The organism is Ruminococcus sp. MCC718 (assembly GCF_018783905.1).
GTDB classification, from domain to species: Bacteria; Bacillota; Clostridia; order Lachnospirales; family Lachnospiraceae; genus Hominisplanchenecus; species Hominisplanchenecus faecis.
The window spans coordinates 1-16,254 of record NZ_WQNP01000094.1 but is presented as its reverse complement, the minus strand read 5'-3'; the positions used below and the strand labels follow the sequence as shown (position 1 = coordinate 16,254).

At 42.1% G+C, this 16,254-nt stretch carries 8 protein-coding genes, 1 pseudogene and 1 riboswitch; of the genes and pseudogenes, 6 read left to right on the top strand and 3 right to left on the bottom strand.

Features of this window, described 5'->3' with window-relative positions:
* Positions 1–325 precede the first annotated feature (325 nt).
* Together GPK60_RS08495 and GPK60_RS08490 are read left to right on the top strand one after the other, a co-directional pair.
* Positions 326–1,915: a DEAD/DEAH box helicase gene (locus tag GPK60_RS08495; protein ID WP_173896193.1), complete on the top strand. Its 1,590-nt coding sequence runs from the start codon at positions 326–328 to the stop codon at positions 1,913–1,915.
* Positions 1,916–2,067: 152 nt separating this feature from the next.
* A complete protein-coding gene (locus tag GPK60_RS08490) occupies positions 2,068–3,246 on the top strand; it encodes a cation diffusion facilitator family transporter (protein WP_173898692.1) in 1,179 nt (392 codons plus the stop codon).
* Between the two features lie 174 nt (positions 3,247–3,420).
* On the opposite strand, the gene thiC is transcribed toward GPK60_RS08490, so the two are convergent.
* Positions 3,421–4,731, bottom strand: coding sequence for a phosphomethylpyrimidine synthase ThiC (thiC, locus tag GPK60_RS08485; protein WP_147633010.1), 1,311 nt, complete (start codon positions 4,729–4,731; stop codon positions 3,421–3,423).
* Positions 4,722–4,831, bottom strand: a riboswitch (TPP riboswitch). Its footprint overlaps the gene before it by 10 nt.
* 91 nt (positions 4,832–4,922) lie before the next feature.
* Positions 4,923–6,509: an extracellular solute-binding protein gene (locus tag GPK60_RS08480; RefSeq protein WP_215659301.1), complete on the bottom strand. Its 1,587-nt coding sequence runs from the start codon at positions 6,507–6,509 to the stop codon at positions 4,923–4,925.
* Positions 6,510–6,694: 185 nt separating this feature from the next.
* Between GPK60_RS08480 and GPK60_RS08475 the strand changes: the two genes are divergently transcribed.
* Together GPK60_RS08475 and GPK60_RS08470 are read left to right on the top strand one after the other, a co-directional pair.
* On the top strand, positions 6,695–8,824 hold the full coding sequence (locus tag GPK60_RS08475) for an AraC family transcriptional regulator (RefSeq protein WP_215659300.1): 2,130 nt from the start codon (positions 6,695–6,697) through the stop codon (positions 8,822–8,824).
* A gap of 107 nt (positions 8,825–8,931) precedes the next feature.
* Entirely contained in the window at positions 8,932–12,420 is a 3,489-nt protein-coding gene (locus tag GPK60_RS08470) for a glycoside hydrolase family 3 C-terminal domain-containing protein (RefSeq protein WP_215659298.1), read from the top strand.
* Between the two features lie 115 nt (positions 12,421–12,535).
* Here the strand turns inward: GPK60_RS08470 and GPK60_RS08465 are convergent, their stop codons facing one another.
* A complete protein-coding gene (locus tag GPK60_RS08465; protein WP_215659296.1) occupies positions 12,536–13,924 on the bottom strand; it encodes a sodium-dependent transporter in 1,389 nt (462 codons plus the stop codon).
* Positions 13,925–14,370: 446 nt separating this feature from the next.
* Between GPK60_RS08465 and GPK60_RS08460 the strand changes: the two genes are divergently transcribed.
* Both GPK60_RS08460 and tnpA read left to right on the top strand, forming a co-directional pair.
* Positions 14,371–15,111, top strand: a complete 741-nt coding sequence (locus GPK60_RS08460) for a helix-turn-helix transcriptional regulator (RefSeq protein WP_215659294.1) — start codon at positions 14,371–14,373, stop codon at positions 15,109–15,111.
* A 707-nt stretch (positions 15,112–15,818) separates the two neighbouring features.
* Positions 15,819–16,219 (top strand): annotated as a pseudogene (gene tnpA, locus GPK60_RS08455) (IS200/IS605 family transposase).
* The last annotated feature ends 35 nt before the right edge of the window (positions 16,220–16,254 follow it).

Here is a 16,254-nt window from a genome sequence, read left to right as displayed (position 1 = left end):
AGCATTGTTTGCCGGAATTGCATGTTGCTCAAATATGTGTCTGGTTTCAAATTAAAATGAACAGTTGAATTTCAAAACGGGATATGTTAAAATGACTGGCATATGTGAATTGTTACTCTTCCGCCTCACATTAGATAAATAAAGAGGCGGTATTTTTATGCCTTGTTTTTCAAATATAGTTGGGGACTTTTGCCTCCGACGTCATTATATGAACATATAAGCATTTTGTAGCTGTAAGTGCATGAAACACTGAGCAGTGAGGAGCGTTATGTCAGTGAGATTTGAAATAAAAGGGTATTTGCAACAGAAAGAAAGGATTTAATATATGGAAATCATAAAATTTGATACACTTGGACTTGACCCGAAGATTCTTCGAGCTATTACAGAGATGGGATTTGAAGAGCCAAGCCCGATCCAGGCAAAAGCGATTCCGGAAGTGATGGCCGGACATGACGTAATCGGTCAGGCACAGACAGGTACCGGAAAAACAGCAGCTTTTGGTATTCCGCTTCTTCAGAAGATCGACCCGAAGAACCGGAAACTGCAGGCAATCATTCTGTGTCCGACAAGAGAACTGGCAATCCAGGTAGCAGATGAGATCCGCAGACTGAGCAAGTTTATGCATGGCATCAAGATCCTTCCGGTATACGGCGGACAGGATATCGGAAAACAGATCCGTTCCTTAAAAGGTGGTGTGCAGCTTGTGATCGGAACACCGGGCCGAGTGATGGATCATCTTCGCCGTCGTACCTTACGTTTCGACAACCTTCACACGATCGTGCTGGATGAAGCAGATGAGATGCTGAACATGGGATTCCGTGAGGATATCGAGACGATTTTGAAAGATGCACCGGAAGAGCGTCAGACGGTTCTCTTTTCTGCGACCATGCCGAAGCCGATCATGGACATCACGAAAAATTATCAGAAAGATGCTGTTCTGGTTCGTGTCGTAAAGAAAGAACTGACCGTAAAAAATATCGACCAGTACTATTATGAAGTAAAACAGAAGAACAAAGAAGAAGTTCTCTCAAGACTTCTGGATATGTACAATCCAAAGCTCTCCCTTGTATTCTGCAATACAAAAAAACGTGTGGATGAGCTGACTGAGGCACTGAAAGGAAGGGGATATTTTGCGGAAGGTCTGCATGGAGATATGAAGCAGAGCCAGAGAGACCGTGTTATGAAAGGCTTCCGCAGCGGCAAAACAGAGATTCTGATCGCCACCGATGTGGCAGCCCGTGGTATTGATGTAGATGATGTAGAGGCAGTGTTTAATTATGATGTGCCGCAGGATGATGAATTTTATGTGCACCGTATCGGCCGTACCGGTCGTGCCGGTCGTGTCGGAAAGGCATTTACGTTTGTTGTAGGACGTGAAGTTTATAAGCTGAAAGACATCCAGCGTTACTGTAAGACAAAAATCTACGCACAGCCAATTCCGTCTCTGAATGATATTACAGCCATCCGTCTGGAAAAAGTGCTGGATGAGATCGACCATATCATTAAAAACGAAGACTTAAACCGCATGACACGTATCATCGAACAGAAACTTAACGAAGAAGACTACACAGCGATGGACATTGCGGCAGCATTTCTGAAGCAGGCACTGGGTGAAAATGACCAGAATAATGACCGTGGGCATATGGAAGATTTCGGTGATACCGGGGCAGAAGCAGGCATGGTACGTCTCTTCATCAACATTGGTAAAAAACAGAAAGTACGCCCGGGTGATATTCTCGGGGCAGTTGCAGGAGAATCCGGTATTCCGGGAAAACTGGTCGGAACGATCGATATGTATGACAAATATACATTCGTTGAAGTTCCGCGTGAAAATGCGGCTGATGTGCTCCGTGCCATGAAAAACACCAAAATTAAAGGAAAAACAATTAACGTAGAGCCTGCAAACGGAAGATAAAAAAGCGGACAGATATTGATTTTTTCAGAGGATTTCAATATAATAGTGAGAATGATATCAGAAGTGCAGTGGTTCTCGCCGTTATAGACGGCGGGTCATCCAGAGACATTTTTGAATCTGGAATTTAAATCAAAAGGGGTTTTCAGGAAGGTATGACAGATTTTTTAGTTCGCAGGTTTGTAAGAGACAGTGAAAACACAGAATCAACGGAGGTGCGTACCCGGTATGGGATTCTTGCCAGTGTCGTCGGTATTTTCTGTAATGTATTTCTGTTTGCGGCAAAGTTAATCATCGGTACGCTGATGCATTCTCTGGCAGTCACGGCAGATGCGTTTAATAACTTATCCGATGCGGCATCATCGATCATCAGTTTTATCGGGGTAAAAATGGCAGGGAAACCGGCAGATGCGGAGCATCCGTTCGGTCATGGAAGAATTGAATACATTGCAGCACTGATCGTATCGTTTCTGGTCATTGAGGTTGGATTTACTTTTTTCAAAACGTCAGCAGGCAAGCTGATGCATCCGGAAGATATCACGTTTGACTTGGTGCCGTTTCTGATCCTGATCCTGTCGATCCTGGTGAAATTGTGGATGGCAGCATTCAATAGAAAACTTGGTAAAAAAATAGATTCAAAAGTCATGCTGGCAACTGCGGCAGATTCCCTCGGAGATGTCATTACGACAAGTGCGACCGTTGTTTCTATTTTGATCTGTTATGTTGCAAACGTAAATATTGATGCGATCGCAGGACTGATCGTATCATTGCTTGTCATCTGGTCCGGATTTTCAATTGCAAAAGATACACTGGAGCCGCTGATTGGACAGAGGGTTCCGGCAGAATTGTATCAGAAAATTTCACAGATGGTAGAATCCTATGATGGTATTGTCGGAACGCATGATCTGATCGTGCATAATTACGGACCAAATCAGGGAATGGCAACCATTCATGCAGAGGTGCCGAACGATGTGAATATTGAAGTATCCCATGCAATCATTGACCGTATTGAGCGGGAAGTCGGAAAAGAGCTGAATATCACTCTGGTGATCCATATGGATCCGGTCGAGCTGCACGATGCGGAAGTACTTCGGTTAAAAGAAAAGACGGAACATATCATCAAAGCGTTAGACAGCAAACTGAGTTTTCACGATTTCCGACTGGTGAAAACAACGCCGGTCAATCTGATCTTTGATCTTCTTGTCCCGGCAGAATATACACAGAAAGATACCGACCGTGTATTGCATCAGCTGATGCAGCTGATCTCAGAAATGGAAGCTGGTGCAACCTGTGTGATCACCGTAGATCACAGCTTTGAAGCACCGGAAGAATAAATAAAATAACAAATAAAAAGCAATAAAAAAGCGAATCAAGGATACAATATCCGAGATTCGCTTTTGTGTTATACATCAGATGTGAGGTGACTACCGCCTCTGCAGGCGGCGAGAAACAAGAATGCCAGAGGCATTCTTGAACCAAAAGGTCTTTTGACCCGGGCATTTTCTGTCTTAAAGAATATCAATGTATTCTCCGGCAAGTGCTTTGTTCATGCTTCTTACGGCACAGAATTTACCGCACATACTGCAGGTATCGCTGTGGTCATCTTCCGGGCTTCTGCTGTCGCGGATCGCTTTTGCAGTTTCCGGGTCAAGGGCACATGCATACTGTGCATCCCAGTCCAGTTTCTGGCGGGCAGCAGCCATGCGGTCATCGATGTCTCTTGCTCCCGGAATACCCTTCGCAATATCCGCTGCGTGAGCTGCGATCTTGGAAGCGATGATACCTTGCTTGGTATCCTCCACATTCGGCAGAGCCAGATGTTCAGCCGGTGTAACATAGCAAAGGAAAGCAGCACCGTTCATAGCGGCAACTGCACCTCCGATCGCTGCAGTGATATGGTCATATCCCGGAGCAATGTCGGTTACAAGAGGACCAAGTACATAAAAAGGAGCACCCATGCAGATACTCTGCTGTACTTTCATGTTGGCGGCAACCTGATCCAGCGGCACATGGCCAGGACCTTCTACCATAACCTGTACATTGTGATCCCATGCACGTTTTGTCAGTTCTCCGAGACGAACCAGTTCTTCAATCTGACATACATCGGTTGCATCGGCAAGGCATCCAGGACGGCATGCATCGCCAAGAGAAATGGTCACGTCATATTCTTCACAGATATCCAGGATTTCATCATAATATTCATAGAATGGATTCTCTTCGCCGGTCATGGACATCCATGCAAATACGAGGCTTCCTCCACGGCTTACGATATTCATTTTACGTTTGTGCTTTTTGATCTGTTCGATGGTTTTGCGTGTAATACCGCAGTGCAGCGTTACAAAGTCTACACCGTCTTCTGCATGCATACGGATAACATCGATAAAATCCTTTGCAGTCAGTGTAGCCAGATCTCTCTGGTAATGGATCACGCTGTCATAAACAGGAACCGTACCGATCATAACCGGACATTCACTTGTCAGTTTCTGACGGAATGGCTGTGTGTTGCCGTGACTGGAAAGATCCATGATCGCTTCCGCACCGAGGTCAACGGCACTCATAACCTTCTGCATTTCGATATCATAATCCTTGCAGTCACGAGATACGCCGAGGTTGACATTGATCTTGGTACGCAGCATACTGCCGACACCCTCTGCACTTAAGCATTTATGGTTTTTGTTGGCACAGATTGCGACCTTGCCTTCAGCGACAAGTTTCATTAACTTATCAACATCCATGTTCTCTTTTTTTGCTACAGTTTCGATTTCCGGTGTTACAATTCCCTTGCGGGCTGCATCCATCTGAGTTGTGTAATTTCTCATCTCTTTTTTCCTCCGTTGGCATTATCCAAATCAGGTAATGGGTCGAAACGGGAACACGTTTCCTCTCAGCCGACTTCCGTCAGCTCCCCCTGGTTTATGTTGGTTTCGCATATAGATTCATCCTGCGTTTATGCGAATCGCTAATAAATTCTAACACCTGTGTATGATGTGTGCAAGTGTTTCTTGCAGGATCAGGAAGAATGTTTTGCAAGATAGCGATCATAAGCATTCTGATATATTTGAACAGCTTCATCGATCTTGTTTTTTTTCAGGGTGTTCAGATATTCTTCGTAATTATCAAAAGATTTGATCCCGGTAATGAAAGCAGTTGTGTATTCATACATACAGGAATTGACGTTCGCCATTATTTGAGACAGTCTGGTACGTTCTTCAGATGTAAAACTCAGACTGACCGGAAGCATATATGAAGTATCCGTGGAAGCCCATACATCGCACATAACAGCACTGGAAGGAGGCACACACTGAAGTTCCCGTTTCCAGTCAATATAAGCAGAAGGCAGGCCGGGAGCCAGCGTATAGTTTTTCAATGCCTGATAAAAAGTCAGTCCATCAGAATTATGCAAGATCAGATCGGTGAAAACAGGATTCTGATCTTTATCAAGGGTATAGGTTTTACCTTCTGTTCCGTAGCTTGCAAAGCGGGAACCTTCATCAGAAAATAAATAGTCAATCCACTTCAGAACAATTTCAGGATGTTCGCATTCGGAAGAGATGTAAAACATATTATCACTGATGCTGTATTTTTTCTGTATGTGCAGCGTATCATGTTCGTTTAATTTGGGCGGAGAAACAGCAATAACCTTAATATTCTGATCTTTTGCAGAAAGATCAGAAGGCATGGTATACATACCAAACCATGCACCGGAAGTGCCGCTGGCGATCATTTTACTGTCTGCATAAGTCGAGTTGCCTGTCATATAATCAACATCTATCAGACCTTTCTGATACCAACGGTTCATTAAAGTGAGATAATCCTTCCATCCCTGCCTGGCAGGTCCATAAAAGACCTTGCCGTCCATTTGAAAAAAATCATAACTGACTCCAAAACCGGCATTCAGACTTTCATCCTGTGCATAAGCATTGTATGAAATCCACAATGGGGCTGTGGCTCCTTTCCTTTCTTTAAATGCAGTGAGAACCGTTTCCCAGTCATCATAAGTGACAGGAATCTCAAGCCCCAGTTCATCCAGCCAGTCTTTTCGAATCTGAAGACCACACCATGGTTTTTGCGAGTTTTGTTTTATAGAATAAACAGCTGCAATTCGACCGGAATCCGTGTAGGCGATATCTTTTATGTCCTTTTGCTGAATGATCTTATAGTAATTCGGTGCATATTTTGGAACCAGTTCCGTCAGATCACAGATGTCCCCCTGAGCGATCGCATCATCCGCAGAAATATTCCCATAGATGGATGAAAAATTTCCGGCACCGATCAAATCCGGTACGGAATCGCTGTTTTGCTCAAAACGGTTTTGAATCTGCAGATTGGATAAAGAAGTGATCCAGTCAATATGGATGTTCGTTCTGTTTTCCAGTTCCTGGAAAAAGGCAGTATTATTCAGATCTCCGTTGCACAGCTCTGAAAGTTCAGAATCAATGGTATTCAAAAAAGAAAAACTCTGTCTGACTTCTGTAACCGGAAGAGAAGCATTTGTTTGTGTCCTGACAGAAAAAGCGTGTCGGACAAGAAAAATGCACAGACAGAAAACAATACAGATCAGTACCGGGAAATAGTAATTTCTATACTTGTGTTTCATAATTTCCTCCAGATAATAAGCTTTATTTTTAGTTTAATGTGTTGGAAGTAAAAAGTAAATACTCAGGAAAAAAATCATCAGCAAAAAAGAAAGAATCATAAATTTCCTTGCAAAACAAAAAGACAGACATTATATTAAAAGAAATGAGAAGAAATCTTTTTGTAAAGAGCAGGAGATAAAAACTTATGAAAACAGGAAAATCACTTACTTTTCGTTCTATTTTGATTTCTTATCTGGTATTATGCCTGGCAATGCTCACAGTTACGATCATCGGTTACAGTAGTTCGATCTTTTATGTGCAGAAAGAAATACGAAATTCAGCTGCATTGCGTATGAGAGAAGTTGTGGGGAAGATTGAAAATAATATTCGGCTGTCATATCAGTTGTGTGATACGCTTGCCGTCAGTGGTGGTTTGGATGATATTGCATTGATAGAAGGAAATTTTTCACCACAGCAGATTTTAGATTCTATGAAACTGAAAAATACAATGTCAGAATTGAATGTACAGAACAATCTCTGTCAGAATCTGCATATCTATTTTCTGAAGAGCGATTCCATTCTTTCTTCCAATTCGCAGCGTCGGGAAGGAAAAGAGGATATCAGCTTTTTCTGCCGACAGTATGGTATCACTGCACAGGATTTTTATTGTTGGATGACAGAAGAAAATCAAAAATCTTATCAGGTTTTATCAGATAATCAAATCTGGTTTTTCCGTCCGGTCAATGACACGCAGAATAATCGCATTGCCGTTATTTTCGCAGAGTACAGCGGAAGCCGTCTGATCGGCGATCCAGGAGCAGAAAACTGTATTTATATTGAAACGCCGGAAAAAGAAAATGTTATTTACAGCAGAAAATTGGAAGAAAATCAGAAAAACGGATACATAAAAGTAGAAAAACAGATGAGTATGTTTCAATGGAACTGCGATATGTATGTTCCGAATACCTTGTTTTATGGAGAACTGAGACGTTTTGCAATGATTCTAACGGCAGAACTTCTTATGCTGATCAGCGTGGCGGTTATCGGTTCCTGGTATTTTTCAAAAAAAACTTATGTCCCGGTGGGAAATCTGATCAGTGATAACAAAAAACTTTCGAAAAAAGTTAAAAAGAAAGAAGAGACCCGGGAATGCAGGGAATTGGAAAAATATCTGACAGGTGTGGTCAAAAATTTTCCATATGCAAGTCTGAATAAACTATCAGATCAAGAAAAGTATATAATGATCCAGTTTGCTTTTGATGGAAATGGTGATGCAGTTTTCAGAGATCAGGAAAAAAAGGAGAAACCGGAAGAGCTGGAGCATTTCGTGCTTGAAAATATTTTGAAAGAGCAGATTTTTGAAAAATATCCAGGAATCCTTTTGCAGCCGGAAAAAGATTTTGTGGCAGTTGTCAATCTTTCAGAACCGGAACATGATGAAAAAGAAATCCGCAGTCTGCTGAAGACGGTAGAACAGTTTTACAGCCGGACGTTTCATATTTCTGCCTGTATCATGATCGGAGAATGTCAGAGCGACTACAAAAAGATGAAAGAAGCGTATCATCTTCTGGAAGAGAGTATGCAGTATCTGGAGTTCTGGAGTACGAGTGCACCTGCCGGAGTCTATGTATATGGTGAGATGATGGATGCGGATGAAGACAGTCATTCCTCGGTTTACATGACAGGCAGCAGAAGACTTCTGAATTGCCTGGAGAGTGAAGATTTTGAAGGAGCATACCGGGAGCTTAACCAGATTTACCAGAGTGCATTTTCCAGAAATCAGAAAGAGCTGAGGATTAATCGCTATCGCATGTATGGTCTGATCGGAACCCTGATCACGACACTTGATATCAGTGCAAATGAAGAAGACAAAGCTTATTATCAGTCACTGAATTATGAAGAGCGTCTGTTTCGTATCCAGTCGATCCATGAGCTGCTGTCAGAAAGCAGGGCAATTTTTGAGGCGATCATTCAGTACAGACAGAATAAATCTGCAGAACGAGAACCGGAGTGGATGGAAGAAATGCAGGAATATATTCAGGGGCATTATCAGGACTGCAATATGAACGTGACCAGTCTGGCACAGGAATTTGGCATCAGTGTACCACACGTAAGCCGCAGCTTTAAAAACTTCCGTGATTATGGTGTACTGGAGTACATTCATAAAGTAAGGCTGGAACATGCAAAGGATATGTTAAAAAATGATGTACGCATCAAAAATATAGCACTTGACGTAGGTTATACCGATGCACAGGCGTTTACAAGAGCCTTTAAACGCTATGAAGGCATTACTCCATCGCAGTATAAAGAGCTGATATCAAAAAATGAAGCGTAAAATCAAAAACTGCTTCTTTAAAAAACATATTGTTTTTCCTATACTGAGAGCACAAACAAAGCACCGGATAAATAAGGTGTTTCCAGAAAAAGGAGGAAAAACAAAACATGAAAAAAGCAACAAGAAGTATTTTGAGTACGGTTCTTGCTGTCAGTATGGCGGCAACGGCATGCCCGGTATCTTTTGCGGCAACTACTTCCAATGAAGTGACAGCAAGAGAAAAAGCAAATGCAGCACTGGCAAGAGAAGCAGCTGCACAGGGAATGGTTCTTCTGGAAAACAAGAATAATTCTCTTCCGATTAAGACAAAGAAGCTGGCATTGTTCGGAGGCGGAGCTGTACGTACCGTCCGAGGTGGTACCGGTTCCGGTGATCCGTTTAACGGCGGACTTTCCGGTGGCGGTGATGTGAATGTAAACCAGAGTGAGAGATATAATATTAACATTTATAATTCTTTCAAAAAAGCAGGTTACGATATCACGACGGCAAGTATTCTTGAAAAATATGCAGAAGGATACGATGTAGAAAATGCAAAAGCAGCAAGCAATCCGATGGCAACCTTTGCTTATCCGGAACTTACCTTCACGGATGAAGAACTGGCAGCTTCTGCAAAAGATACGAACACTGCTGTTTATGTGATCTCAAGAAATGCCGGTGAAGGTGCCGACCGTGGAATGACCAAAAAGGTTACGGTAAATGAAGTAGAACATGAATTAGGTGACTATGAGTTAAGCGATGTAGAAAAAGAAAATCTGAAAAAGGTAGCCTCTACTTTTGAAAATACCATTGTTGTACTGAATGTAGGCGGTGTCATTGACACGAAATTCTTCGAGGAAACAGAAGGTCTGGATTCTCTGCTTCTGATGGGACAGGGCGGTCAGGAAGGCGGAAATGCACTGCTTGATGTAGTAACCGGAGCTGTCACACCTTCCGGAAAACTGACAGATACCTGGGCAGAAAATTATTCAGACTATCCTGCATCTGCCACGTTCGCAAAAGCAGACGGGAATAGTATGAAGGAATGGTACAAGGAAGGAATTTATGTAGGATACCGCTATTTTGATACGTTTGGCATCAAGCCGGCATATGAATTTGGTTATGGTCTTTCCTATACAAATTTTGATATCAATGTAAAGAATGTATCGGTAAATGAAGATAAGGTGACGGTAAAAGCAGAAGTTACAAACACCGGAAAAACTTACAGTGGAAAAGAAGTAGTACAGGTTTATTTCTCCGCACCAGACTCAAAAGATGCAGAAAAAGAATATCAGCAGCTGGCTGCTTATGGAAAGACCGATGAACTGGCACCGGGTGAAAGTCAGGTACTGACACTGACTTATGATACCGATGAGATGGCTTATTATAGTGAAGAAAAGGCATCTTACATACTTGACCCGGGAACCTACTATGTGCGTGTTGGTGATTCTTCCAGAAATACAAAAGTAGCGGCAGCGATCAAACTGAATCAGAGTGCAGTGACAGAAGTTCTGTCCAATCAGATGGAAGTTCCGGAAAGCGAAAATCTGACCGAGTGGAGCAAGGCAGGAAAAACACCATATACTTATGCGACAGAGCAGCAGGAAATGGCAGAAGCCCCGGTATTTACACTGGATGCATCCAAAGTAAAAACAGAAAATAATGTTTCTGAATATAAAGATGAAAAAGTTACTACTTACACAACAGATCCAGACTATAAGGCAGTTCAGGATTACGAAAAAGTAGAAGTTGTTACAGACAAAAAAGGTGCTACTTTAAAAGATGTTGTGGATAACAAAGTAACCATGGGCGAATTTGTGGCACAGATGAGTCTGGAAGAACTGGCAAAGCTGAACTGTGGAAGCGGCTGGGGAGTAGCAAATGAAAATGCTCCGATCGTTGGCTCCAACTCAGCAACCGTACCGGGAGCAGCAGGAGAAACGCTGACTTATGATCAGTATGGTATTCCGAGTATCGTTTTAGCAGATGGCCCTGGTGGTATCCGTGTAAAACAGAAATACGAGGCAAAAAATGTAGAAACAGGAGAAACAGCAACTTACTATCAGTACTGTACCGCATGGCCGGTAGATTTTGTTCTGGCACAGAGCTGGGATACGGATCTGCTGAAACGTATTGGTGAAGCATTTGGAAAAGAACTGGAAGAGATGAATATTACAATTCTTCTTGGACCGTCCCTGAATATCCACAGAGATCCTCTTTGCGGACGTAACTTTGAGTATTTCTCAGAAGATCCGGTCATTTCCGGTACGATGGCATCTGCAATCACACTTGGTGTGCAGGAAGAGCCGGGTGTAGGGGCATGCCTGAAACATTTCTCAGCAAATAATCAGGAAACAGACCGTTCCGGAACGGATTCCATTGTAAGCGAAAGAGCACTGAGAGAAATCTACCTGAAAGGTTTTGAAATTGCAGTAAAAGAATCCAAACCAATGTCCATCATGACATCCTACAACCAGATCAATGGCGTTCCGGCGGCAGACTCTTATGATATGAATACCAATATTGCACGCGGTGAATGGGGATTTGAAGGTCTGATCATGACCGACTGGAACGGCGGTGTATCTCACCCATCCACATCCATGCATGCAGGAAATGACCTGATCATGCCGGGCGGAGCATCCAAAGCAAACGAAATTATCATAGGTGCAGAAGATGTAAAACCGACCTTTGAAGCAAACGGACAGATTGGTTTGAAAGATGAACTGATGTATATGTTCAGTTATAAATCAGCAGCATGGGGCGATTTTGAAGTTTCAGCGGATGGAACACAGACAGCGGAAGCAAAACTGGGAGATGACTACACAGCAAGTGTAGGTGAGGATGGAAAGATTCTGGTAAACGGACAGGAAATTTACAGAGAGTATCAGGCAAATGTCTGGGCCGGAACAGGAAACTATAAAACACCGGTTACGACAGATGTGGCATCTGTAAGCGAAGATGGAAAAACCATTGTTTATAAAGGTACTTACAAAGAAAACAACAATATTTGCCTTGGTGATGTGCAGAAGAGTGCGATCAACAACCTGAAAGTCATTATGCAGTCAAGAGATATGGCAAGAATTTACGGTACAACAACAAGATCTTACACAGCACTCTGCGGTGATCTGACAAATTATCAGACAGTAAATAAATCAGAGATCACAACAGAACGTACTTTAAAAGAAAATCTGGATCAGGCAAAGAAGGATCTTGAAGAAGCAAAGAAAAATCTGGAAGAACTGCAGAAACAGAATGCAGCAAAAGATGCAGAGATTGCAAAAGCAAAAGCAGAAGTAGAAGCAGCAAAGAAAGATCTTCAGGCAGCAAAAACGGCAGCAAAGAAAGCAGCTGTGAAATCTGTAAAGAGTAAAAAAGCCGGAAAAGCAATCGTTACCGTTAAAAAAGTAGCTGGTGCAGAAGGATATCAGGTGCAGTATTCCCTGAAAAAATCCATGAAGAGTGCGAAAAATGTAAAAATCAAAAAGAACAGCATAACAATCAAAAGACTGAAAAAAGGAAAAACCTATTATGTAAGAGTAAGGGCTTTCAGTAAAGACTCCAATGGCAAACAGATTTGTACTGCATGGAGTACTGCAAAAAAAGTAACCATCAAAAAATAATACGAATCTCTTTTCATCATTCCTATATAAATACGAAATATCCCACAGATTTTTCTGTGGGATATTCTGCATATGAAATAAATTATCTGAAGCAGGCCAGAGGCATTCTTGAATCTTATACGATGCCGGTTGAAACAAGAAACAGGATCAGCATCACAACCGGTACAGCATAGCGGATCATAAAACAATATAGTTTTGCACGTTTGAAATGTTCGCCATTTCGTTCTACTTCATCAATGATCAGCTTAGGCCCTACAACCCAGCCGATCAGAATACTGGTCAGCAGTGAGATGAACGGCATCAGGAAGCTGTTGCTTATGTAATCCATGATATCCAGAAGCTGTGCGACGGTTCCGTTTGGAAGTTTTACTTCAAAATAAAGTACATTGTAGCCGAGGCAGATCAGCACTGCGGTAATAAGAGAATAAATTCCGATGACAGCACACATTTTCTGGCGTGACTTATGGAAAATTTCCATGCAGTTTGCGACCAGAGTTTCCATAACCGATACACAGGAAGTCAGGGCAGCAAAGCCCATCATCAGGAAGAAGGCAATGGCAATGATTCTGCCGATCGCACCCATGGATGCGAATACTTTTGGCAGCGAAATAAAGATCAGGCTCGGGCCGGAAGCCATTCCGTCTGTTCCAAGAAATACAAACACAGCCGGTATGATCATCATTCCTGCAAGAAATGCCACGCCGGTATCAAAGATTTCAATCTGATTGATCGATTTATTCAGATTGACATCATCTTTCACATAAGATCCATAAGTAACCATGATTCCCATCGAAACACTCAGGGAGAAAAATAACTGGCTCATCGCATCAAGAAGCACACCAAGAAAACGTTTCACGGTCAGCGAACTGAAATCCGGATATAAATAAACTTTAAGTCCCTGAAGTCCGGTGCGAACCGTTCCATTTGCATCGGTATACGAAAGCGTCAGAGAAAAAATCGCAATGCCAAGGATCAGCAGGATCAGTCCAGGCATAATGAAACGTGAAAATTTTTCGATTCCCTTTTCCACACCACGGTATACAACCCAGGCAGTTAAAGCCAGAAACAGCAGCATGAATACGATCGGCGAAACCTTGGAAGTGATAAAGGATGTAAAATAGCTGTCCTGTGACAGTATCGAACCATCTGAGACAAGATACGTGCAGAAATATTTTGTAATCCATCCGCCTATAACCGAATAGTAAGTCATGATCAATGCCGGAACAAGAAAAGTCAGGTATCCGAGAAATTTCCATTTTGAATTCAAAGTTCCGAAGGCTTTCAATGCATTTTGTTTTGTGTGGCGGCCGATGGCGATGTCAGTGGTCAGCAATACAAATCCAAAAGACAGCACCAGTGCAAGATAAACGATCAGAAACAGACCGCCGCCATCCTTTGCACATAGATAGGGAAAACGCCAGATATTCCCCACACCGACAGCACTGCCGGCAGCGGCGAGGACGAATCCGATCGAACCACTGAAGTTACTCTTTTTTTCTTTCATTTCATTCTTTACCTCGTTTTACTTTTTTGTTTGAACGCAGAGAAGCATTCCCCCGCTTCAAGTGTGCAGAGCACTAAGCGGATTGTGAATGTCCGCTTTACATTCAAGCCGAACGCACGTGAGACTTGCAGCACATGACATATTTTTCCGCACACTTCTGTAATCAGCAGGATGTTTGTGTCAGATTTTTCTGTATTATTTTAAGAAAATATGTCGGCAAAATCAAACACACAGAATTTCTTGTAAAGAAATTTTTAAAGAAAAAGTTTCTTTACATATTACAATTTGAAGTAAAAACAGATATAATAGGAAGAAGCGGATAAAACAGATCCGAAATATATATTTTTACGAAACAACGGTACAGATACAGAAACCGAAATCGGATAAAATTCCATAAGCATATCGGGGGTCTTTTTTAAAAAATCAGGCAATGAAAGGAAAAGGAAATGAGCAGCATAAATACACACGTCGGAAAAATGATCCGAAAATACCGAAAAGCAGCAAATCTGACACTGCAGCAGCTGGCAGATGCAATCCATAAAAGCCGTGCCACGATCTGCAAATACGAAAATGGTGATATCTCAATGGATATTGAAACTTTATACGAAATCAGTCAGGTTTTGCAGGTGTCTGTCCCGCAGCTGACAGACATAGGACGGCTGCAGGAAGAAGCAGATCACTCTTCTGCATACGCAGCCCGGAAAAGTCCGTTTTTCCAGGCAAAGATGTTATATTTTTATTTTTATGACGGCCGCTATAACCGTATGAAAGATGGTGTAATCAATATCCACGAAAAAGAAGGGAATGGCAGTTACCGTGCGACGCTTTCTATCTGTTCCGTATCCGGGAATGGAAGAAGCAGTGAGAGTTATTATAATGGAAGCGTTTTGTACAGTGATATGCTGATCCGATTTTCCTTTGTCAATCAGTACAATCCGCTGGAAGAAGATCTGCTTTATATTTTCAATCCGCTGGAGTTTCGAACACATACCGATGGGCTGCTTTGCGGTATCTCCAGTGCAGATCTGATGCCATGTGCATTCAAATGCCTGGTGGCACTGGAAAAACAGGAATTGAATGAAGAACTGCGGAAGCATCTGCTCTTTACCAAAACGGAGCTGCAGAGGTGGAAAAAACTGAATATGCTACTGATTGATAATTATGAGACAGGAAGCAGGCAGGTGTGATGTTATAACAGATAGAAGCGGTGTGATGCTGTAACTTTACAAGACAGGGATTGTCTGATAAACTTAAATTTAACAGAAAACCGGTGAAAATATTTGATAAGGAGAAGAAGGGTTATGAAAAAACAATGGATTGGATTTATCTTAGTCGGAGAAGACTCCCACTTCTATTAAGTGGCGAGCAACAAATTTGTCTTAGTGGGAGTGCAATCTCCGACTAAGATAAACGCTCCGCGAGGATGCACAGCGATTCTGTTGGGTAAATGTCAGCAAAGCTGACCAGAATCGCGTGCCAAGTCTCACGTGCGTTCGACTTGAAGATAGCCGGAATGTTAGTGGCAGCAGTACCAACAAATGTTAATGCTGAGGATTGTTACCATAACTGGTCTTATTCTGCAGATTACACAAAACTTGATGATACCTATCACCAGGCAGAATATTACTGTTATTACTGCAACGCAAAAAAACAGAAAAAGAAAAGCATACCTGGCTTTACGAAGAGATTTTAGGACAATAAGCGGGAATCCTCGGCAATTCAATTACCGAGATGAAAGTGCAGGAGTATGCATATCTGCACAATGCAAACAGTATAATAATCCTCATCCTCTGTTAAAATATAAATATAAAAAATAAATGCCGTAACCGGTATATAATAAAAACGAAAATATGTTCGGATAATTGTTGCACATTACAATTCAATATGATATACTATATGTATGAAAGAAAACCTAATACATTATAGGACTTGCGTGTGTAATATTAACTACCATATGGTATGGTCAGTGAAATACCGACGGAAGATATTAAACTCAGGAATTGAGGAATACCTAAAGGAACTGGTGCAGCAGATTGCTGAGGACAAGGGCTTTACTGTGTTGAAGGCGACCATGTCCACTGCTTTGTATCAGCTCCACCAAAACTTTCTATAACAGCAATCGTTAAGTATTTGAAAGGGATCACTGGCAGAAAACTGTTCGAATGTTTTCCGGAAATAAGAAACCAGCTATGGAAAGGAGAGCTGTGGAACCATTCTTATTATGTGGAAACGATCGGATCTGTATCTGAAGAAAATATCCGCCGTTATATGGAACATCAGAGCAAGTCGTATTAAGTTAAAGCGGACTGCAAATACCGATCCGCGTTACT

Excerpts from the sequence above, each read along its gene's own strand:
- thiC (WP_147633010.1), bottom strand. The coding sequence starts at position 4,731 with ATGAGAAATTACACAACTCAGATGGATGCAGCCCGCAAGGGAATTGTA.
- GPK60_RS08460 (WP_215659294.1), top strand. The coding sequence starts at position 14,371 with ATGAGCAGCATAAATACACACGTCGGAAAAATGATCCGAAAATACCGA.
- GPK60_RS08495 (WP_173896193.1), top strand. The coding sequence starts at position 326 with ATGGAAATCATAAAATTTGATACACTTGGACTTGACCCGAAGATTCTT.
- GPK60_RS08465 (WP_215659296.1), bottom strand. The coding sequence starts at position 13,924 with ATGAAAGAAAAAAAGAGTAACTTCAGTGGTTCGATCGGATTCGTCCTC.
- GPK60_RS08490 (WP_173898692.1), top strand. The coding sequence starts at position 2,068 with ATGACAGATTTTTTAGTTCGCAGGTTTGTAAGAGACAGTGAAAACACA.
- GPK60_RS08475 (WP_215659300.1), top strand. The coding sequence starts at position 6,695 with ATGAAAACAGGAAAATCACTTACTTTTCGTTCTATTTTGATTTCTTAT.
- GPK60_RS08480 (WP_215659301.1), bottom strand. The coding sequence starts at position 6,509 with ATGAAACACAAGTATAGAAATTACTATTTCCCGGTACTGATCTGTATT.
- GPK60_RS08470 (WP_215659298.1), top strand. The coding sequence starts at position 8,932 with ATGAAAAAAGCAACAAGAAGTATTTTGAGTACGGTTCTTGCTGTCAGT.